The sequence below is a fragment of the Novipirellula artificiosorum genome, assembly GCF_007860135.1.
Lineage (GTDB): Bacteria > Planctomycetota > Planctomycetia > Pirellulales > Pirellulaceae > Novipirellula_A > Novipirellula_A artificiosorum.
The window spans coordinates 50213-72290 of the sequence record NZ_SJPV01000014.1 but is presented as its reverse complement, the minus strand read 5'-3'; the positions used below and the strand labels follow the sequence as shown (position 1 = coordinate 72290).

The 22078-nt window shown below is 56.7% G+C and carries 7 protein-coding genes and 1 pseudogene; 2 read left to right on the top strand and 6 right to left on the bottom strand.

The window, feature by feature from the left end; all coding sequences use genetic code 11:
- The first annotated feature begins 3 nt into the window (after window positions 1-3).
- The gene (locus Poly41_RS27660) at window positions 4-1263 is read left to right on the top strand and encodes an endo-1,4-beta-xylanase (protein WP_197231701.1); all 1260 of its coding nucleotides are present in this window, start codon (window positions 4-6) and stop codon (window positions 1261-1263) included.
- Between the two features lie 145 nt (window positions 1264-1408).
- On the opposite strand, the pseudogene Poly41_RS35150 reads toward Poly41_RS27660, so the two are convergent.
- Window positions 1409-1759, bottom strand: a pseudogene (locus Poly41_RS35150) (ABC transporter permease); the annotation flags it as partial.
- A 482-nt stretch (window positions 1760-2241) separates the two neighbouring features.
- On the opposite strand from Poly41_RS35150, the gene Poly41_RS27650 reads away from it, so the two are divergent.
- On the top strand, window positions 2242-3672 hold the full coding sequence (locus Poly41_RS27650) for a sulfatase (protein WP_146530615.1): 1431 nt from the start codon (window positions 2242-2244) through the stop codon (window positions 3670-3672).
- A 190-nt stretch (window positions 3673-3862) separates the two neighbouring features.
- Here Poly41_RS27650 and Poly41_RS27645 read toward each other — a convergent pair whose 3' ends face one another.
- From Poly41_RS27645 to Poly41_RS27625, 5 genes are all read right to left on the bottom strand, one after another.
- Complete coding sequence (locus Poly41_RS27645; protein ID WP_197231700.1) at window positions 3863-14689, bottom strand: SdrD B-like domain-containing protein; 10827 nt, start codon at window positions 14687-14689, stop codon at window positions 3863-3865.
- Window positions 14690-15348: 659 nt separating this feature from the next.
- Window positions 15349-17247 carry a TolC family protein gene (locus Poly41_RS27640; protein WP_146530613.1) on the bottom strand — a complete coding sequence of 633 codons (1899 nt, stop codon included), beginning with the start codon at window positions 17245-17247 and terminating at the stop codon, window positions 15349-15351.
- 153 nt (window positions 17248-17400) lie between these two features.
- Window positions 17401-19605, bottom strand: coding sequence for an efflux RND transporter periplasmic adaptor subunit (locus Poly41_RS27635; RefSeq protein WP_146530612.1), 2205 nt, complete (start codon window positions 19603-19605; stop codon window positions 17401-17403).
- A 98-nt stretch (window positions 19606-19703) separates the two neighbouring features.
- Entirely contained in the window at window positions 19704-21194 is a 1491-nt protein-coding gene (locus tag Poly41_RS27630; protein ID WP_146530611.1) for an efflux RND transporter periplasmic adaptor subunit, read from the bottom strand.
- Window positions 21194-22072, bottom strand: a complete 879-nt coding sequence (locus Poly41_RS27625; protein ID WP_197231699.1) for an efflux RND transporter periplasmic adaptor subunit — start codon at window positions 22070-22072, stop codon at window positions 21194-21196. The genes Poly41_RS27630 and Poly41_RS27625 overlap by 1 nt, the downstream gene beginning before the upstream one ends.
- Window positions 22073-22078: the final 6 nt, after the last annotated feature.

Below are 22078 nucleotides of genomic sequence, written 5' to 3'. Positions count from 1 at the left end.
CCGATGCAATCCTCTTGCATGCTCCGATTTGTGGTGAAGCCCCTGAGCGTCCTCGTGATCACTCTAGGCTGCTGCATCACCACGCTGGCTGATGAAACGGACAACTCAATCGCGCAACACCGAATGGGATCGATCCACATCAATGCGCCAGCCGGGACACCGGTTCATGTCGAGCAGCTCCGTCACGAATTCTGGTTCGGCGCCGCGCTCAGCAGCGGCGCATTCGGCGACCGAGAACCGGAAGCATCCGACGAGAAGTATCGGCAGGTTTTTCTTGAAAACTTCAACGCGGCCGTCACAGAAAATGCCCTCAAATGGCACTCCATGGAACGTCGACCTGATCAAGTCGACTACGCGACGGTTGACAACATGCTCCGCTGGACCGACCAACACAACCTACCACTCCGAGGACACAATCTCTACTGGGGCATACCGAATCGGGTCCAGAACTGGATCAAGGAACTGAACGACGAACAATTGCACAACACACTGAAAAAACGAGGGCTTACCATCGCACGCCGCTACCGCGGACGATTCGCGGAATACGACCTGAACAACGAGATGATCCACGGCAACTACTACGCCGACCGACTCGGCGCCGAGATCACTCGACAAATGGCCGATTGGGTTAAGCAAGAGGATCCTGATGCGGTGCTCTACCTCAACGATTATGACATTTTGACCGGCAATCGACTCGACGACTTCGTTGAGCATATCGAGACGCTGCTACGGGATGGCGTCAAGATCGATGGGATCGGGGTTCAGGGCCATTTGCATAGCGATCGGTTTGATCCTCAGGCGTTAAAAAACGCGTTGGACCGGCTGGCCCGGTTCGAGCTACCGATCCGCATCACCGAATTCAACATGCCGGGCCAGCGCTGGAAATACTACGGCGACCGCAAGGTCCAACTCACACCCGAGCAGGAGCAGCAGAAGGCCGACCAATTGGTTGAGTACTATCGGATCTGCTTTGCGCACCCGGCCGTCGAAGGCATCCTGATGTGGGGGTTCTGGGAAGGTGCCTGCTGGATTCCGCAATCGGCGTTGTACAAGAAAGATTGGACACCAACACCGGCGGCCGAAGCGTACCGCGATTTGGTTTACCGAAAATGGTGGACCGATTGGCAAGGCAAAGCCGACACCAACAGCCGATGTGTCGTGCCTGCCTATTTCGGTACCTATCGGGTGACGATTGGTGACAAGCCGATCCTCGTCGAGTTGTCCGCAAACGAGAAGACGTTAACGCTCCCCCTTGTCCATTAGTCTTCCTCTTCTTGGGGGGCCATTTCGCGAGCAGGGTGTTCACGCGGTTGGGGGGAAGGATCGGCAGGGTCCCGTTTCCCGATGCGTCTCGAGCCGGAGCCAATTGCATTGCATCTCCTTTGGCCGTGGCTAACTGAATCGACAAATTCATGCCGAGGAGCTGTGCGGTGCTTTGGGCCGTCGTCGCGACTTGAGAATCGCTTCCATCGATCAGAACCTGCAATCGGGCTTGTTCACGTCGTAGCAACTGATCGACATAGTTCGGTGGAATCCGAATACCAACCTTCGCTCTTCCCGATGACAACGCTCGTTGAAAGGATTCTTCGTCCCAGACATACCCATCGATCCGAAAGCGACGCGTGTTTTCAAACGCTGCGGTTAACTCGCGCGAGATTTGTCGGCCATCCATATTGAAGATGACCGTCGGAATGTTCTCAATTTGGGTTTCGATCGCATATCCAAAAATGATGGTTTGCATCGCTGGTATCACCAGCATGAAAAAAAGCGTGGTCGGCTGGCGACGGATATGGACCAGTTCTTTGATCAGCACTGCCCAAAGCCCGGTCCATGTCCCCCGCACGTTTTGCTCCGTGACGGGTGGGGCAAGCGGCTGCGACTCGGCGGTTGCCGAATCCGTCGCGAGAGCATCGGAGTCCCTGGAGAACAATCCGTGCTGAATCCCTGTATAGGCGTCAATCCTATGCTACGCGCTTTGCTGATGAGAATGCGCTGGAGTTCACGGCCAGCTGCACACATCGGCGCGATTGGTGAGCGGTTCCCACTTGGGATTCGGATACGATTAGAATGGCGTCAAATTCGCTGTCAGCCGCATTGGACAAGGAGTATTGCAGGTGGGTTCGCAGCGAACGCAACGGCCGCGCGTCAAGGAAAACCATGACCTCACAAGCTTGACGGCAAGATGAAGTGAACGATGTCCCGACTCGAAAGAGCCATGCCACTACTGTAAGGAATCCGTCGATGAAAAGCATACTGCTATTACTGATCAGTCTCGGTCTGTTGGCATTGCCGCCGTGCGGTCCTGCGATCGCGCAGACACAAAGAAGCAATGTTCTGTTCATCCCGATTGACGACCTCAATCACTGGGTCGGCCATTTGGGGCGGCATCCGCAGGCGCGAACGCCGCACATCGACCGGCTTGCCGCGATGGGCGTGTCGTTCAACAAAGCGTATTGTGCCGCTCCGGCGTGCAATCCGTCACGCATCGCACTGATGTCTGGAATGCGCCCAAGTACGACCGGTTGCTACGATAATTCACAGGACTGGCGACCCACCGTTAGTGAGGAAACGGTGCTCAACAAGACTTTTCTCGACGCCGGTTACAACAGCTTTGGCACCGGCAAGATCTATCACGGCTCTTACGGCAACACCGACAAATGGACGGAATTCCACAAGACCAGCAGCGGTAGCATGACGCGTCATCCGTCAGCCCCCAATGATGGCGTTGGTGGGATCAAGTTCTGCCCACTGGCGAATCGTGACAACGATATGCCGGACTACGACGCCGTCAGCTACGGCATCGAGGTATTGAACCGCAAGCACGACAAACCGTTTTTTCTGGCTGTCGGGCTGGTCAAGCCGCACATGCCTTTCAGTGTGCCGAAGAAATGGTTCGACCAATTCCCTCTCGAAACGATCCAATTGCCTACGCACCGCGACGGTGATCTGAGTGATGTTCCCGCGGCGGGCGTGCGGATGGCCAAGCCCGAGGGCGACCACGCCGCGATGCTCCGATCCGGACGGTGGAAGGAAGCGGTGCAAGCGTATCTCGCAACGATTGCGTTCTGCGATGCTCAAGTGGGGCGGCTGTTGGACGCATTCGAGCAGTCGGCCTACCGTGACAACACCATCATCTGCCTGTGGAGCGATCACGGCTGGAGCTTGGGCGAGAAGGAGCACTGGCGGAAATTCGCACTCTGGGAAGAACCGACCCGCGCCGTGTTCATCTGGAAAGTGCCAGGCCTGACGCCCGCCGGTGTTCAGTCGCCTCGGCCCGTGGATTTCATGAGTATCTATCCCACGCTCTGTGCGCTCACGGGAATCAAGAAACCGGACCACGTCGAGGGGCTTGACATCTCGTCGCTTCTGAAGGATCCCAACGCCACGTGGGACGTCCCTGCATTGACCACGTTCCACAAAGACAACCATAGCTTCCGCAGCGAACAGTGGCGGTACATCCGCTATGCCGACGGCTCCGAGGAACTGTACGACCACTCTACGGATCCCTATGAATGGACCAACGTTGCCGCTGACCCGCGACATAGCGGGATCAAAGCTGAATTTGCTCGCCACTTCCCATCGGTCAACACCCCGGAGCTGCCCAATGCAAAAAATAAGACGAATGCAAAAAAAGCATCACGGCAAGCAACCAAAGCGAAGCGTCAAGAGTGAACCTGTGATACGACCAGCCGACCCCAAGTCATTGCTTCCCATGAATCGGAAGGCAATCCGATGTAATCCTTATCATGGATTACGAGTGTTCTGGTTTGGGCCACAAATGAGAGTGAGTGCTTTTCAGTCGCTTGGCACACTTCCCAGCCCAGAATTGCATCAGGCGCTGGTCGCGCTCGTTAGGAACGGGCTAACGCCCTAACCCTAGAGGTCGCGTCGATCTTTGGTGTTCCCCGAGCAGCGACTGCTGCACGGTTGGGCGGTAGATCGCGGTGAACTCGTGGGATTGATCATAGAACGTCCAAGGCTCCAACGACGCGTAGTCATTGTTCAGGCTGTCCATGCCGAGGTAGCCGTAGATGTCACCTCGCGTGCTGAACGCATCCGAGGTTCCTGGCAATTCGACGAACTCGATACGAGCATGATCTTGGCTGCTGAGCTGGTGAAACTGCATCATCCAGTTTCCACCGACGTCCGCCAACGATAGCTCTTCGCCAACCAATCGTCCGGCCGAGTCAAATACGCGGCCAATGACCTGCGTGCCGGGTCGAGCGGAACCACTGAAAATGGGTTCGGGTGCCAGCCTCGTGATCTGCTGCGTGAGCATACCGCGACTGCCGTACTGATCGGGATTCACAGAAAGCCCATCGTCGAACGGATCGGATGCGTCGCGTTTCGTGCTTTGCTCAAGGCCCTTCTTGCCCTGGCTGAAATCGTTATAGGCGTCGAAGGTAAAGAACGTCAGCGGTTGTGGCGTGGGGTCGTCGGAGTGACCGGTGTTTCCCGGAGCACCCGGGTTATGGCCGGTCGCATCAGCACCGCTGTCGGATAAATCACTGATTCGACCGATCGGCGTGCCCGAGTTATCTTCCAGAGGGTTGCCGTTCTCGTCCAATGGATCGGCTGACGTGGTCGCTTGGTTCACGACGACAACCTCCGTTTGCCCCGCTTCGGAGATCACTTCAACAACCAGCCGAATCGTCACAGATTCGCCAGGTTTCATGAATCCATCGGTGCCGTCGAAAATCGCCTGCGTCGTGTCGGTCGCGTAACCGGCGTTGAGTGTCGGGGTCGAGGTCGCGGTGGAAGCGATGATGACAGGAGCACCCAGGATTCGTCCAAAGTTTGAACCATATTGGTCCGCGATATCGTCTCGTAATTCGATTTGGTTCAGATCGACGGTGCCAGTGTTTTGCAGTACCAATTCAATCGTCAATTCGAATGACAAACCCTTTTGTTTTGCGTCGATGACTTGTTTGGCCAATCCAAGATCGGGAATCGCGACGGGCGTCGGATCGTCGGCAGTCGCCGTGTCACCAGGCTCACCGAGGTTGTTGCTGGCTGGATCGAGCCCACTATCACTAAAGTCCTGCACCATCGCCAGTGCATTCAATGGATCGCTGCCTACGATGGTGGCTTGGTTGTCGAAGTAGCCCGAACCGCCGTTTGCGTCGGGATCGAGCGTCACGTCGAACATCACGGTGAAGGTGTCACCTGGATTGAGTAACCCCGACGCCAGCAGGTTTTGCGTCGTATCGTCAAGCCAATCCAAATTCAAAGTTGGCGCCGTTCCGGTAACCCCCGTCGTTACGATCGCCAAGTTGTCCACCGCCACAAACGCATCACCGTAGATCCCCGCGATGTCGTCACGAAGATTCAAATGGGTCAACTCTGTCGCCCCAAGGTTTTCAATCACCAAGCTCGTTGGAAACACGAAATGGCCAGTCGGGAAGCCGTCAACGTCAAGCAGTTCAACGTAGTTTCCGTGGTCCTTGGCAATGCCAATCGCCGGTACGAGCGTGGGGTCATCGAAGCCGCCACTGTCGCCTGGGTTACCAGGATTGTTTCCGGTTGGATCGGTTCCGGTATCGGACAAATCGCTGACCGTCCCGTTGATTCCTGGCACACCGGGTTGCACATCCCAGTCACCCAATACGACGACTTGGTTGTTGGAGGTTGCGTCCAGAGAGTCAATGTTGGCTTCGATGGTGAAGCGAATTTTGAACTCTTCGCCTGGTCGTAGCACCCCGCTTGTTCCGTCGAACATGTCGGTGGTTGCTTCCCCGTCCCAGGCCGCCAGGTTTGGATCAACGAGAGCGGTCGAATCGAACAGCACCGGTGCAGAGACGACGCCTACGAAAGCGCTGCCGAATTGAGCGTCGAGGTCTTCTAACAAACTCAGATCGACGAGGTCAACAGTGCCGAGGTTGCGGACAACAAGCTCATACGTCAAATCGCGGTTGCCGTTGGTTACCGACGCCACAGACGAAACCAATCGCTTGGCAACACCGATTTCAGGGAGTACGACTGGCGTGGGATCGTCATTGCCAGTGCTGTCGCCTGGTTCATTCAGGTTGTTGGTGTTGGCGTTGGCACCACTATCGGAAAGATCCGTGGTAATGATCGGGATGCCGCCATCAAGTAGGGGGGCGCCGCTTTCATCAAGTCCTCGTCCAGCCGCCGTGGCTTGGTTGGTGAGTTCTTGTGACAGCCCGTCGATACCATCAGGATCAACGATCACGTTGAATGAGATCTCGAACGATGCCCCAGCATCAAGACTTGCACCCGTGGCGTCAATCATCTGTGCGGTGGTGTCGGTCTCCCAAGCCGTGTTCACGACGGGGAAGACACCGGTACCCGTGGGATGACTCATCACCAACGAACTTGCTTCGATGCTCACGAAAGCATTTCCGAACTGAGCGGCCACGTCGTCCAACAGGCTAAGCTGATCGAGTGTCACGGTACCGATGTTCTCGACGAAAAGCGTGAAGCCAACCGTGTAGTTCCGCGTGACAGCATCTTGCAACGCGCCGGTTTGAATTTTGGCGATGGAGACGTCGGGAATGTAGATCGGCGTGGGGTCATCCTCGCTGCCCTGATCGCCGGGTCCACCTGGATTCGTCGTCGTCACGTCCACACCGGAGTCGCTGAGATCGATGACCGAAAACGGGTTCCCAACATCGGTTGTGATGTCGACGCCGCCGGCAATTGCGGAGTTGTCGATCTCGAAGGACGTGCCTGAGAAATCAGGGTCCAGGGTTACGGTGTAGCTGATGGTGTACGACTCACCGGGCAAGAAATACTCACTGGCGTTTGCGGGGTCGAGTATGTCCAGTGAAGGATCGGTGGCCCAGTTCGGATTGGTTGTCGGTGTTGTGCCAGCGGTAATCCCCGTCCCGTCGAGAATCGGTGCCGTCACGGAAACCAGCGCGGCTCCGAACTGTGAGGCAATGTCGTCCACAAGGGAAAGCTGATCCAATCGCACCGAGCCGGTGTTTTCCACGGTGATCACGAATGTCACGTCCCAGTTGTCGCCGTTGGCACTCACACCCGTGACGTTTTTGAGAGTTTGGATATTTGCAATTTGATCCACGTCGTTGTTGGTGTTATCAGCCAAGTCCGGGTCAATACCGTTGACAAGATCATCGGTGACATCGGCCGTTAACGTGATCGGCGAGTGCGAGCCATCCAGAATTTCCACGACATCGGCGGTAATCGTGAAGACGACTTGTTCGCCGACGTTCATCACCGCCAACTCAGGCGTCGTGGTTGAATTCCAGGTCACGGTGCCCGCGACGTCATCGACGATTCCACCAGTCGATGCGGCCACACTTTCGAGCAGATCGTTTGGGAATGCAACCGTCACGACGGCGTTGTTGCCTCGTAGCGTCCCGTCGTTGCGGACGGTAACGGTGTAGTTCAACGTCTGGCCGGTGTCGACGCTTGTTTGTCCGTCGTCGATGACGATGTTGTAATTGGGAACGGCGTGGTAGCCGAAGTCTTGATCGTTGTTGGTCGCCCCACCTGCCAACGCTATTTCGCTAACATCCGCAGTCCCTGATCCGTTTGCATCGTAGGTCGGATTGGCACCCATTTGGTCTGGCAAGTCAGCGGAATCGACCGTGATCGTGTAGTCACCTGCGACCAAATGGTCGAACCGATAGGAACCATCACCCGCCGTTGTGGTATTCAGCGTAAAGTCGGTGACGGAATCGCCATTCACATCGACTTCAAGCGTGACATCCACTCCGCCCATGCCTCGATCGCCTTCGCCAGCGTTGAAAACACCGCCATCGCCTCGATAGTCGAAAAAGACCAAGTCGCCGATGCTTCCGGTCCCGTTGTAGCCGAAGTCTTGATCGTCGCGAACTTGGCCGGCATTCAGCACGAGCGATGATTCATTGCCGCTGGCGAGTCCATCCGCATCGGCAGTTTGAACCGATCCGGTCGGCTGCGCGACGACCACGGTGTAGGCCCCCGGTGGTAGCTTGTCGAAAAGGTAACTACCGTCCGAAGCGGTGGTCTGCGTGAGCGTGATTTCGTTGCTGCCGTCTTGGTTCAAGTCAATTTCCAATTGAACTTGGATCCCCGCCAACCCGACTTCGCTGCCGTTCTGCGCGCCATTTGCGTCGTAATCCCAGAAGACGATGTCGCCGACACGACCGGTACCGGTCAGACCGAAGTCCTGATCGTTGTCGGTGGGCGTTCCCAGAGTCAAAGTGGCGGTGGACAGGTTGTTTGCAATTCCCGTGGCATCGAAGGTTGGCGTGGTGCCGACGGGTGGCGTTACCGCGATCGTGAACGTATCCAAAGGGAGGCCTTCAAAGTGGTAGGCACCACTGTTGTCGGTCGTCGTCGAGAACGATTCGTCAACGCTATCGCCGTCGATATCCGCCGTCCACGTGACGGTGACCCCCGGATACGCACTGTCAACGCTGACGTCGTAGACACCATTGTTGTTGCTGTCGAAGAAGACGAAGTCGCCGACATTCCCAGGACCACGCAGACCGAAATCGCTGTCGTCGTTGTCTTGGCCTTCGGTCAATGTGACGTTGTGAGTATCATTGCTCGTTGTGACGACCGTCCCCGCAGGCGCCGTCGAGTTGACCAAGTCCACGGTGAACGTACCCGCGGGAAGCCGCGTGAAGTTGTATTCACCGTCGTTATTGGTGGTTTGCGTGTAGGTGATATCGTCACCACCGCCGAGCGCTCCGTCGAATCCGTGCCACGTCAATAAAATATCGACATTGGCCAGCCCCATTTCGCCCGCATCTTGGTCACCATCGCCGTTGAGGTCCAAGTAGACAAGGTCGCCGAGTTGCGCCGATCCGGTATAGCCGAAGTCAGCATCGTCGCGAATGATTCCCGCAAGCGAGTCGGTCAGGGTCATGACGGATGTGTTCGCCGTGCCCGTACCATCGAGGTCAAAGGTTTCCTCATTGATGCCATTGGGAAGTGAGCTTGAATCCACGCTGACGCGGAAACTTCCCGCCGGTAGCGTTGTGAAGAGATAATCGCCACTGGCGTTGGTCGTTGTCGTGCGCGTCACATCGTCGCTGTTGCCTTCAATGCCATCAACACCGAACCAAATCAGATTCACGGTTACGCCGGGGATCCCTACGTCGCTGCCATTATCGCTGCCGTCGCCATTGATATCGTAGTACACATGATCGCTGATGCTGCCGAGGAAAGCACTCTCGCTGTCGGCGTAGTCATTCACGCCAATCTCCGATCCATTGCGTTCGCCGTCTGCTGCCCCACTGGATCCTGGCGTTGCGTTGGCAGTACCTTGGTCGCCGGGCAGACTGGTGTATGTCACATCGGCATCGTTTTGAATCGCCGACGAAGCGTAAGCTACCGTAACGGCGTACTCGACTGTGATTGTCGAACCTGCTTGCATCTCGCCGATGCGAATGTCCAATTCGGTCGCGTTGCTGTTGGTCGTGTTGACGGCGGAAACTGCGCCCGTATGGGTAACGGAGATTGTTCCCATTTGAAGCGTCAACTCGGCGGCCATCGAATCCCGCACGCTGACGTCAAACGCGGAACTGTTGCCGGTGTTCGCAAACGTGATCTGATAAGTCACCTCGGTACCGGTAGCGTTGGTCGATCGCACGCGTTTGTTGACGTTCGTGATCTCGGGCTCGACGATTTCGGCGTTGACGGTGCCCGACGTTGCTCGCGTCGATCCACCTTCGATGAACTCGAAGCGATTGGTCTTTGCGTCGCCGTCGTGATTGGCCGAATCGTTGGTCACGAGTGCCTGAAACGTGATCACGAGCTCTTCCGCACCCGCATCGTTGTCGTTGTTCACGATGTTGCCCAAGTCGAAATCAATTTGCTGGGTCGATGTGCCGGTGGTGGTGATTCGACCTGCTGGCAACGTGATGCTTCCTGAGTTTGCACCCGACAATCCCGCGTCGACGGTCATATTGCTATCCGCGATGATCTCGAAAGTCACCGTTGCTGGCAGCAGCGTTAGCCCCTCGGTCATCAGATCCCGGAACACAACGTTGTTCAGAGTGCCTTCACCGATCACGGTTCGCAGTTCGAACATGACGATTTCACCGATCGCAAGTTCGCGTGGATCTGCCGCCGTATCCGACGATGCATCCCCGGTGTGGGATTCGCTGGTCGAAAGGATCACTTTGCTGGGCGTGATGGGGAAGGCGATAAATGCGCTGTCGCTGTCCACATAATCGTTTTCGCTCGTGCCTGGATTGGCCGTGTCACCCGTTCGCTCGGTCGACACCGTGCTGTGGGTGCTGCGGGGGGCCGTTTGGTCACCCGGCAAACTTGTCCAAGAGATGTCAGCCGCATTGCTCACACCCGCGGTGGTCATCGAAGCGTTTCCGGTCGCCTGGAACGTGAACGTGCTCGAGCCTCCTTCGGCGAAGGAGGACCAATTCGCCGAGATCGTGCCACCCGATTCGCCAAACGCCGTGGGGATGATGCCCGAGTCGTGCGTTAGCGAGCTGGTCACATAGGTCAAACCGGCCGGGACGATGTCTTCCAAGTTGACGTCGTAGGCATCGGATCCCGTGGAAAGAGCGTGATTGGTCACCGTGATCGTGTACTCGATCACGTTGCCCACGTCCGCAGTCGAGACGTTGCTGGTAACGTCGACGCTCATCGCGGGTTCAAGCACCGTCACATTGGCCGAAGTGTTGCTGAGGTTGGGGCCACTGTCATAAGACAACGTCGCCCGGTTGTTCAAATCGTTGGTGGTGGTGTCGTTGGAAGCGACATTGCTGACGATCGCTCGCAAGGTGATCGTAATCTGTTCGCTGGTTGCATTGTCGGTGTTGCTATTGGTGATCGTGCCAAAGTCGAAAGTGACACTGGTACCTGCGGCATTGACGGTTGCGCCCGACGCGATCGATGCAAAGGAAGGTTCGGAAGTGGCCAATCCGATCGAAGGTGTGATCGTGGCACTGCCGTTGACGTAGACGAGGCCCGGATCGAGCACGTCGGCCACTCGGAAGTTGCCCATGGTGCCTTCGGGAACGCTCACAACGATTTGGTAATCCACGTACTCGCCGATGACGACTTGGTTTGCACCGTTATTGCTACTGTCGATCTCCGTACCGCTGAGCGTCTTGGAGATCGTGGGTCTGTCGACCGAGACCGTTGCCGTCTCGGTCAAATCTGTCGGTGTGTGATCTTCACCACCCTCGCGACCGGCAAAATGGGTGACCGCGGCCGTGTTGGTTTTCGTACTGGCCGCCGGAATCGTCGATGACACTTCGGCTTCGTAAAACAGAACGATGATGTTGTCGCCACTGGTGGAGTTGTACTGTTCGATCGCGCCTTGCGTCGCACTGGGGTCGTCGAGCGTGATACCGGTCGTGAATAGGTCGGCTTCGGTTCCTGTGAAGGCAACGGTGGCTCCCGTGCCATTGACGACTTGCAGACTGCCGGCCACCAGCGACAAGCCGCTGGGTAGCGAATCGGCGATCGTCACGTCGTAAGCACCACGCGAGCTGTTACCCGTGTTTTCTATCACGATGGCATAGCGAATTCGGTCACCCGCATCCAATCCGCTGGCGTTCGCATCGATCGCACCGCTGGCCAATCCGTCACTCGTGATCGCCCCCCCGCTAAACGGCACCCCGGTGGATCCGACCGCCGCGAAGCTGATTCCCGATGGTCCCTGTGATCCCGTCAGCGACGCGTTGGAGTTGTTGACTGCGATGATGCCTTTGCTGATCTCGAGCACCGGCTGCGTGACTTCAATTTGCACAATGTCGTCAATTGAAGTTGATTCCAACTGCGTCGTACCTTCGGATCCTTGCACAACGTTGGTCAAGAATAGTCCATCGGCGGTAGGAGCATCCTGAGCGGTGACGCTGAGGTAGAGCTCGATCGTATTGGGAGAGGTGTTGATGTCATCATAGTCGCCGAATTCGAGCGTCAAGCGGTTATCGTCCACACCAAGATTGATCGTCGGCGTGATATTGGATTCGGCAAAGAAGTCATCGTTAGCACCGAGTTCGATCGTCCCCGAGACGGCTTCCAATGTTTGATTGGAAAAATCGATCGTCCACACATCGCCACCGACCCCATCGGCATTGTGGTCGCCAACTTCAAAGATCGGCAACGGCAGAAAATCGGATAACGTCAGGTCTTCAAAGTCACTTGTGGGCAGCGAATACGTGATGCGATAAGTGACAACGTCACCGGCAACCAGTACGGGCAAACCGTTGTCTCCCATCGGCAGCGAGGTGTTGCCGTTGATCGCGTAAACCTCTTTGTTGAGCGTGCCGGTAGCAATTTGGATCGAGGCGCTACTGCCATCCGATTCCGCGGGGAGCAAAACGGTGTTGATGGTTCCGTCTTCGACGTTTTGACGTACGGATCCTGTGATGGTTAGCGAATCGTTGGTGATCACGTCTCCTTGGTCCACACTACGGTCGGCCGATGGGAACGTGTCAGCGTAGTCTTCTTGAATGACGGTTCGAAACGTGATCGTTCCCGCTGCGGCACCGAGATTGGTTGCACCGTTGGTCAAGCCGCCTTGAAGAATTCCGTCGATGTTTGACGCGCCGTCGGTGGTCAACTGATTGATGAAGGCCTGCGAGATATCGAAACGCAGCGTCGTGGATCCGTCGCTTGCCACATTCTCAGATCCGTTGTCGGTCAAGTCGATCTTGGTTTCATCGACGACCAATGTCTCACCCGTGTCTGCGTCGCCGATGCTGCGAACGGAAAAGCTTCCATTTGCACTGTTGCTGAAGTCGCCGATATTGAAAGTTGCACCATACCCAAAGTCAAACAACTGACCATCTTGGAACACGTCATCGATGACAAGATCGCCAAACGTGTAGTAGTCACTGATTTGGAACGACAACGTGTACTCCAATATCGCACCGGGGATCGCGTCGCCGCCGCCGACCACGGCAACTGACTTTTGTAGAGCGATCGCCTTGTCATCAAGAATATGTTCGGGGTTGACACTGTCGGGATCCGCAATAGCATTGCCGGTTCCTGACGCGTCACCAGCGTCGGTGGGCGTCCAGTCACCGACGGCCCGCGCATTGTTCAGCGAACGAGAATCCGGGTTGCTGACCGTATCGTCTTCGCCATTGAGCGGAATGATGCGGTTGCCATCGGCGTCGAACTCTGGGACGTAGAAGCTAACGGTGACCATGACGTCGCCCTCAGCCGTCGTACCGACCACTTGATCGGTGAGCGAAATGATCAGGTCCTGCGCATTGCCGGGCTGGGTGATCGATCCGAGGTTGTCGGAGTAGGTCGCAGCCGATCCACCGACGGTCACACTGTCGATGCTGGTGATCACAATGTTATTGGGCAGACGGTCAATGATCTCGAGGTTGCTGATGGCTTGTCCGCTCGCAACATCCACACCAATTCGATACTGACGAACGTAGTTGGGGCCGGTCGCGGTTTCGTTTTCAGGACCGATGTAGTCTTTTTTTAGCGTCATCAACGTGGGCGTGACGCGCATCGTCTCGGTCCAACCCGCAAACGGTTCGGTCAAATCGGTAGCATTGTCGATCACGATGGATGGATCGGTCGTGGGGTTATCGAGTGCGTCTTCGCCATACCGGAACCCGCTGCGAGTTTGGATGATCAAGGGAGTGCCCAGATCCGCATCGCTGCTGACGGTGCCGGTCAGTTCGACCGAGATCGGAGGTTGTCCAGGGGTCACGCTGCCAAAGGGCAACTCGACAACATACAGGATGTCACCGGCGTTGCCCTTGACTTGGAGTGGCGTGCCGCTGCTATCGACAAAATACGGATGAGCAATCGTTTCGGTTCCATCGCCGCTATCGATGAAGGTATGTTCGTAGACATTGAGGGTCTGGCCAAGGTAACTCGCGCCGGTAAGGGTAACCCCGTCGCTGCCATCTGCTCCGGATGCAGGCATCAGCAAATCAATGTAGGGTCCGAAGCCTGTGTCGGCCCCGGTGTTGTCGAACGTGACACTGAAGGTGAAGTTTTCGCCAAGCATCACGTTTTGATCGGCAGACAACGATGCCTCAGGACCGGCGGCCAGGACGGAAGTGTATTCGGCCTGCGTTTCTTCGCTCATCGCGATTTCGGTCTCGATGTTGCCGTTGGCATACTCCAGCGTCCAATCACCGCCATGCGCCGCCGCCCCCGTGTCGTTCTCACTGGCGGCAACTTGTTGCTGAGTCAAAGCAGCGAGTCCATCGACAAGGTCGCGTCCAGCTTGGCTTGCCGATACGTCGCAGCCGTAAAGAAGGATGTCGCCTGTGTCATTCAAGGCATCGCCCCATGCCGATATCGCGCCGGCGTTGGCTTGCAGTGACGTCCCGTTGACCCAGGTGTTGCCGAGCCGGAACGCCCCATCTTCTCCGTGCGAGATTAGATGCAATCCGTCGAGGTCCGATTGTGTCGCAAGGATCGCGGATAGGCGAGCGATGCCATCCTCCGCCTCGCCGATCACGACAACTTCGAATTCTCGCGTCGGATCTTCGCTGGCGAGCAGATCATCGACCATCAATTGATAGTTCTCGACACTGGCGTCGACAATGACAAGTTCGCGATTGACACCATCGGCTTGTTTGTCGCTGGTAGCGGCGACCGTCTCCTGTTGGATGCTGACGATCGCAACTTCCGGTTCAGAATTTTGCGCCGCGTCACCCTGTTCGGCACTGACTTCGACATTCGGTGCGGCATCAAACAGCACACGTGGCTCGAGATGTTGCCATAGGCGTGCATGGACGAAATCGTGGAAGTTCTTTCTCATTACGGTGGCGTCGCGTGGGGGAAAACCGGAAGGGGAGGCCGTTAATAGCGAAAAGTTAAGGCGCACCGGTAATGGAGACCTTGCTGTAGGTATCAGCATTTCCTAGGGGGCAAGCGTTCACGAATGCCCTAATTTGATAGCATTCCCGAAGCGGGTTGTCAGATTACGGGCACCTTGACGATTCCACGGCTTGCAACGGAAACGTGACCGCTGCGCTCATTACCGCGAAGCGGTTAGATTCCACAGCCCAGAGGTCGTCGCGAAGCGGCGCACCCTGGGTTACCGTTACGGTTCACGCATCCGTACGCCGTAGATGTTCCACGAAGACTTCCTTGTAGGACAATTGTCCCAATTGTCCGGTGCGTACCTCGCTGGCAAAGCCAGCTGAAGACAATTGAGACAATTGTCCTACATTAAAACACCTCGCATTCCGGACAGACAACATCGAGGGTGCGCCTGTCCGCTGTCGCCGCGTTCGCGGCTGGGGCTTCGGTTTACCTCTACGACTGACTTTCGTCCGCAGCTAAATGCTGCCGCAGCTATCGCTGTTAAAGATAGCAACCACGAAAGCGTTAAATCAACAAGCAGTTAGAGCCCCTATCGTCAAGGATTTTTAACTAGATCCACTACCAAATCGTTCAGGGAAAAAATCGACGTCTCTAGAAGTCCAGCGTCGAGGAATACTCGGGTGCAAGGGTCGGTTCTTGCACGGGAATGATGGTTCCGCCATCTAACAATCCACCATCCAAGACTCCGCCGTCCAGCATCCCCCCGTTGTCAATCACGTAGCTGGATTGTTTGGAGAGGAGGTTGCGTGGCAGTCCACACTCGCAGATTCGCGAGATTTCGACTTGCTCGCTTTGTAGCAGCAATCCAGTGACCCGTTTTAGATTCACCAGCGACAGGTTATACGTCAACTGTGCGGTCAGGTATTCAAATTCGGCACCCGCAAGTTGGCTCTGCGCGATGAGCAGGTTCTCAAGCGTCAAAGTCTTGTCGGTTTGATCGCCCGGAAGTTGTTCCCAACGGGCCGTCATGGCATCCAGTTGAGCCGAACGTGCTCGCATCGCCGTTTGCTTGGTGGACAATTCGGACATCGACGTTTGCAGTTCACGAACCCCCACGGCGACCTCGTGACGTATCGTTTCGAGTGTCGTCGAGTACTGGTTACTGATTTGACGCAGTTCGAGTTTACGTCGACGTAGCCGCGCTTCCGCGGCGCGGTTGCCCACCGGAAATTCGTATTGTAATCCAATGCCATAGCTTGGAGCCCCGGTGGTGAACTGACTCTCGAACGCCTGGAATGCGTCACCCTGAGCAGCCAAGCCAGAAAGGTAGGTTTGCGTGACCAAGTTGAGCAGCGGCATCAATTCGTTCTTGGACATGTCCAAGCGAACGCCGGCGGCCTTGATTTGCTTCAGAGCCTGCATGACTTCAGGTCGGTTCTGTACCGCGATTGCGACCGCTTCTTCCAAATCCGCGGAACTCGACGTGAACGACGGCGCATCGGTGGGCAACAACTCGACATTGGCGTACGAGGGCTGGTTGACGAGCGAGCGAAGTCGCGATTGAGCATTCTTCACGGCAGCACGAGCACGAACCAAGTCGCTGTAACGACTCGCAATGGCCGCTTCGGCGCTGACCAACTGTGATGCGTTGGCATCCAAGTCGCTACGGGCGGCCAATCGATCGTAGATCGCTTTTCCACGAAGGTAGGAATTGGTCTTTTGGTACAGCGCGGCGCGTTCAAGGTACAACGCCCAGTACGAACGAGCGACTTCCAACAGGTGCGATTCAAGTTGACGTCGAAACTCATCCGCGGCAACCTCTTGATCGATCTTTGCCAGGCAGATCAGGCTGTCGTTATATCGGCGGCCACGACCTCGCATCAGCGGCTGAGTAAACCCGAGTACCAAACGGGCGGTGCCTTGTGGATCGGGCACAAAGAATTGTGAGTTGTTGTCTTGGAAACCGAATTGCTGCGAAACATCGACGGTGCCCCCTGTATGAGTTCGCCGGCGGTATCCACCGCGCGCGGTCAAGTTATGGTCGTTGAATCGGTCCACCCCCGCGCCCGCCGTCAAGACATTGCCGATCGGCTCGCTAACGTCGTCCCAACGTGTATCGAGGTATTGGTGCCAATCGAACGTGGCGGCCGCTTCGATCACGGCAGTCTCACGAATCAGGGGCAAGTCGCTAAAAACTTGCACTTGGCTGCTGTATTCGAGCGTTGCGAGCAGAGTGTCCTCGAGCGTCAGCGGCATCGATTGCCGTTCCGTCCCGAGCGGCTGGCCAACATAAGGCGTCCACCAACCGGGATCGTATTGATGGTTGGTGTTCCAACGATCGTGCTCGGACAATTCGGTGTTGGCTTGTTGCAAGGCCGAAAGGTCCGAGACGTTTGCATTTTGAGCCGACGCCGGGCCGCTAAACGCCGCGATTAGCAGGGCGATGCCGACGGCGATGCCTCGTGAAAGTCGTTGTCGTTGTTCGGGGGGCGTGCAGCCGTGAGCTGAGTCATTGGCATGCGACGAAGGGTATGGCCGTAAAGCGAGCAAGGCACCAATCCATCGGTGGGAGGCAGCGGGGAGGTTGAGGACGGGGCGACCCCATCACAGTCCTTGCTAGCATCGAGACTTAGGGATCCTTTGCTGCACTGAACATTTCCGCATCACTGCAATCACTCCAGTCGGGCAACCCCGACCACCGGGCTAACGTGCTGCGATCACTACACTCGCGCCGGATTTCCGATACCACTGGATCAGTTCGTCTAATAGGATCTGTCCCAGCGTCTGCTGCCCCAGCACAAATCGCACGGTTCCCCGTTGTCCGCCTCTCAGCTCCCCACCTCCATTTTGGGATTGAGGGTCCTCCCAAAAAGCTTCGGCGATCACTCGCGGCTCGACCAACTTCCATCGCTCCTTCACGTTTCGGGCCTGAGGATTGGCGTAAACGGCTAGCGATCCTCCCAGCGAACTGGCAAATGCTGGATGCGAAAGGTCATGGGTTGCACGCGGTTTCAACTCATCAAAACAGATTGTCTCGAGCAGCCGTCCCTGTCCTTCGATCCAAACGTCGGCGGTAAACTGGTCGCGATCTCGTAGCGTGACCGCGTCATCCTGTCGGATCATCGCCACGAGTTTCATCTGCTTCGGATCGGCGACCACGAACATCCTTTCGCCTGCCGTGACAAGGGTCCCAAGGCGATCGACTAAGTCCGATTGAAGGACCGTCCCCTCGGCGGGACAGCGAATATGGAGTCCGGCAAGCCGCTGCTGCAAATCATGCTGTCGCGTCATCATCGCAAGCTCACTGGCACGCTCGATTTCCAGTTCCACCATGGACTGATTGTGGCGGAAGACGCGTTGTCGATGTCGGGATTGAGCAATTTCAGCGTTCAGACGCTGCAAATCGATCTCGAGTCCCCGATTGGTCAATCGGGCCAGCACCTGACCGACAACAACTCGCTGTCCAGGCTCGACAGCAATTTCCGTAACGAAACCTCGTGCTCGCGACCGTACTTCAACCGGTTTGTCATGAGTGACGATCATCGGGGCTGAAACCCGCTGTTGATAGGGAAGCATCAATCCAGCGATGCAGAGGACCACCATAGCGCCCGTCACGGTCAAGAACCGACTTCGATTGATTCGCACCGGATCGTTCCAATGGGCGAACAGACGCACGATCGGCTTACCGATCCAAAACGTGATCGCGACGGCTGCAAGCAAAATCCCAGCACCCCTCCACAATGACATCGCCGCCATCGCCAGCGTGACACAAATCAGGATTCGCCAAACAAACGCTGCCACCGCGTAGGTCGCAACCATTGGCACTTGACCTTCGGGCCAGGTCGGGCGTGTAACGGATGCACCAAGCCAATATTTCTGACGAAGGTAAGTCAACCAACGGGTCGCGTTGGTGGAAAGATTTGGCAGTTCAAGATAGTCCGAAAGCAGGTAGTATCCATCGAATCGCATCAGCGGGTTCAAGTTGAACAACACGGTCGTGATCGTGGCAGCAACGATCAGATTGCGCGCGTGCATTTGCACAACCGGATCCTCGACGCACAGCCAAAACCAAAACGCGATGCTTGCCATTGCCGCTTCGACCATCATTCCCGCGCCGGCAACGAGCATCCGATGCCACTTGTTCGGAAAGGCCCAGGAACTGCTGACGTCCACATACGGCAGCGGCATGAACAGCACCAACATCACACCCGCCTCGCCCACTCGCCCGCCCAGCCATCGGCAAGCTGTCGCATGGCCGAGTTCATGAATGCCTTTGACGATCACCCATGTCGCAATCAACCAAATCCAGTTGCCATCTGCAAAGACGTTGCGGGATGCGTTCCATAGATCATGCCAGTTCCCGATCAGCGCCAGCGTCGTTGCAGCGAAACCCAACGCGGCGGTGAACATCAACACAACTCGCACCATCGAGCGTTGCGACAAGCGTTTTGCAACCCGGACCATCGGGTCCACCATGAACGAAGGATTGCACAGCGGTATCTTTTGAAACATCGGGTTCATCGCTCCGACGATCACTTGCTCGCGCTGCTTGCGAGCCACGTCCGCAACGCGGCGTCCTGTTTTCGATGCGTTGGTGTGTGCCAGTCCTGATTCCACCAGCCAACCACACAGCGAGACGGCGTCTTGTTCGTCGAGAGCATCGAGTCCGTGCTTGGACGCGGTGACGGCAAAGGCCTCGGCGACCGTTGTGCGCCCATCCAGCTGTGAAAGAAAGGTATACTCCACGTTTCCGACTCGGGAAAACCGTCCCGACACGGGATCCTCGATGACAAAACTCGGAAGCCCCGAATGGACTTGCCGTGTGACCCGCAAATCCTCTCGAATGCAGGGACGAAAGGACATCACCTCGACCGTGATTGGGTCGGCAGCAATCGGTTCGTCGCTCATATTCGATAGGCTCCTGGCTGATCGCAGATCAAATCTCTGAAGGGTTTCAGCGGCAAGGGGTTGATCGATACTGCTTGGCCCCTTGTTCGAGACGAATGCTACCAAGGCATCCACATACAAGCTTGTTCCCAGGCGCGGTGCAACACGATCCAGCCAAGCGTGTGTTGTTGCCCGTAGACTTTCGCGTGCCCTTTCATACCGGGCCGCAATCGGCCATCGTCATTGGCGAGCAGACATTCCGCAATGAACACGTTTTGGTCCTCGCGCACTTCACTCTGAGGCCGAATCTTCTCGATCGTCACATCGAAGGCTTCCCTGCCAAAACCCGCGAACAGGATCTCGACATGCATCCCTTCGGCAACATGGCTGACGTCTTCACCGAGCACGCTCAATTCAATACGTAGCTGCCCAAGCGGCGCGATCTCGTACAAAACCTGCCCTTGTTTGACGGGAAAGTTATCGCGGCGATCCATGTTGCCGTCCAACACGATGCCAGCGATGGGCGCGGCGAGTGTCAAGTTGCTCTCGCGGTAACTCAACAAATCGATCTGCGATTGCAACCGTTGCATTTCCAGCTCGGCCTGCAAGGTCTCATTGGTCTGATGCGATGCCAAATAGGAATCATGCTGCTTGGCAGATCGACGATGCTCTGCGACCAAACCCGCCAACTCCCATCGAACCTCTCGGCCGTCCATCAAAGCCATCGTCTCCCCCACGCTCACCACATCGCCTGGTTCCACCTTCGCGCTCTGCAACAATCCGTCATGCGGAGCGACACAAAATCTTCGTTCGATCGGTTCGATCACCGCAGGGCATGCGATCCGGTAGTCCACCGGAATCCAGGCCGACGCGATCGCTGCGACGATGATCGCTGCTGCAACGCTTCGCTTGGCAAGCGAACAGCCGCGATACCAACGCACCATTCGGGTAAGCCTCGTTCCCTCAGCCCGTTGGATGGCCGCCATTACGTCCGCCAGCGGGCTGGCGGTGGCAGCGAGGAAGTCGATGGTTTGAGGCTGCCTCGACAATTGGCCCCGTGCGGCGACCAACATCAAGCTTCCAACTCGTTTCCCCGTCTTGGTCGTCAACGAAACCGAGACCACTTCGCGATCGCGTCCTGCGATCTGCTTGTGCGACAACATCGAATCGGTGTCACCCGTTTGTCCCCGCAGGGATGGCCAACAACCGAGCGATTCGCGATGGATCGCCTCATCCAAGCACGCCTGAACGAGCTGTACGTCATCGGAATGGGCGTCTTGGTTGGCAACGCCCGAGATCGAAGCAACGTGCTGGCAATTCGCATCTCCTTTCCAACCGACCGCAACGCGAACAAGCTTTAAGTGGCTTTGTAGTTCCGAAGTCAGTTCATGACAGGCTGTTGAGAATCGGTCGCAAGCGGCAAGCGATTGCAACAATTCGATTAGCCAGCCCGCATTTTGAACTTGCCCTGATGCCTGCGCCAAACGCGATCGCATTTGCAACAGCATCCCGTCCGAGCTGCCGCGCAAATGCGATGCGTGAACTTCCCTCGCTCCCCCGGGGTTGGCCGATCCCGTGGTGAAGGTGGTCGGGTTGGACGTTGGATTCATCACAGCGAACTCTCCGAGGTCTGCCGTTGTGACCACTGCAAACGTGGCTGTCGGCGCTGCGGCTCTAAGCGACAACGGAGACCGCTACGGAATTGCTGGGCTGAGTTTTCGATGATCATGTCCACTCGCACACGGCCACTGTCAGCCTGAGTCACCGCCGCGATGTAAACAACCCTTGCTCGCACGGGGCGATCACCGGAACCGCTGTTTTGTTCCATCATCATGTCGATCGTTTCACCCTCTTCGTACAGGTCCGCGACCTCGGTTGGGACAAAGAAGGTGCAACGCAATTGGGCAAGCACAACCACCGTGGCGACATGCGGGTCAGACGTCGAAACGTATTCGCCGGGCTCTCGCAGCACGTCGATGACGAGTCCAGCAACCTGGCCGCGGACGCGTTGTTGTTCAAGCCGTCCGTCAAGCTCGGCCAATTTCAGTTGCGCGAGTGATTTCTTTTCGATCGCTGCAACAAGAGCCAGCTTTGCAATTCGTGCGTCGGCTTCCGCACGCTTCGCTTCCTCGGGACTGACCGCGCCCCTTTCGAGCAGCCCCGCAACCTGGGCGTGGCGATTTTGCTTCATCTCATATTCGATTTCCAGCGATTCAATTTGCGTGGTGCTTTCGGCCTCCTGTTTAGCGATCATTCGCGAGGCCTCCAGCACGTTTGAATCGAGCTGCATGATCAGCGAATCGGCTGCGACGCGGTCGCCGCGTTTGACCATCACGCGGTCAACGCGACCGGGATGAGCGGCGGACAAGCGGATCGTTTGCACCGGTTCACTGAACGCTTCGAACGTCTCGGCGGAAGCGACGCTAAACCAAGCCAACGAGAGTAACGCAACGTGGGCCGAGACCATCGCCGCCCCCCTTCTTTTCATTCCAGC

What these genes read in the sequence shown, in the direction of transcription:
- Poly41_RS27660 (WP_197231701.1), top strand. Translation starts at nt 4, where the DNA reads ATGCAATCCTCTTGCATGCTCCGATTTGTGGTGAAGCCCCTGAGCGTC.
- Poly41_RS27645 (WP_197231700.1), bottom strand. Translation starts at nt 14,689, where the DNA reads ATGAGAAAGAACTTCCACGATTTCGTCCATGCACGCCTATGGCAACAT.
- Poly41_RS27630 (WP_146530611.1), bottom strand. Translation starts at nt 21,194, where the DNA reads ATGAATCCAACGTCCAACCCGACCACCTTCACCACGGGATCGGCCAAC.
- Poly41_RS27625 (WP_197231699.1), bottom strand. Translation starts at nt 22,072, where the DNA reads ATGAAAAGAAGGGGGGCGGCGATGGTCTCGGCCCACGTTGCGTTACTC.
- Poly41_RS27650 (WP_146530615.1), top strand. Translation starts at nt 2,242, where the DNA reads ATGAAAAGCATACTGCTATTACTGATCAGTCTCGGTCTGTTGGCATTG.
- Poly41_RS27635 (WP_146530612.1), bottom strand. Translation starts at nt 19,605, where the DNA reads ATGAGCGACGAACCGATTGCTGCCGACCCAATCACGGTCGAGGTGATG.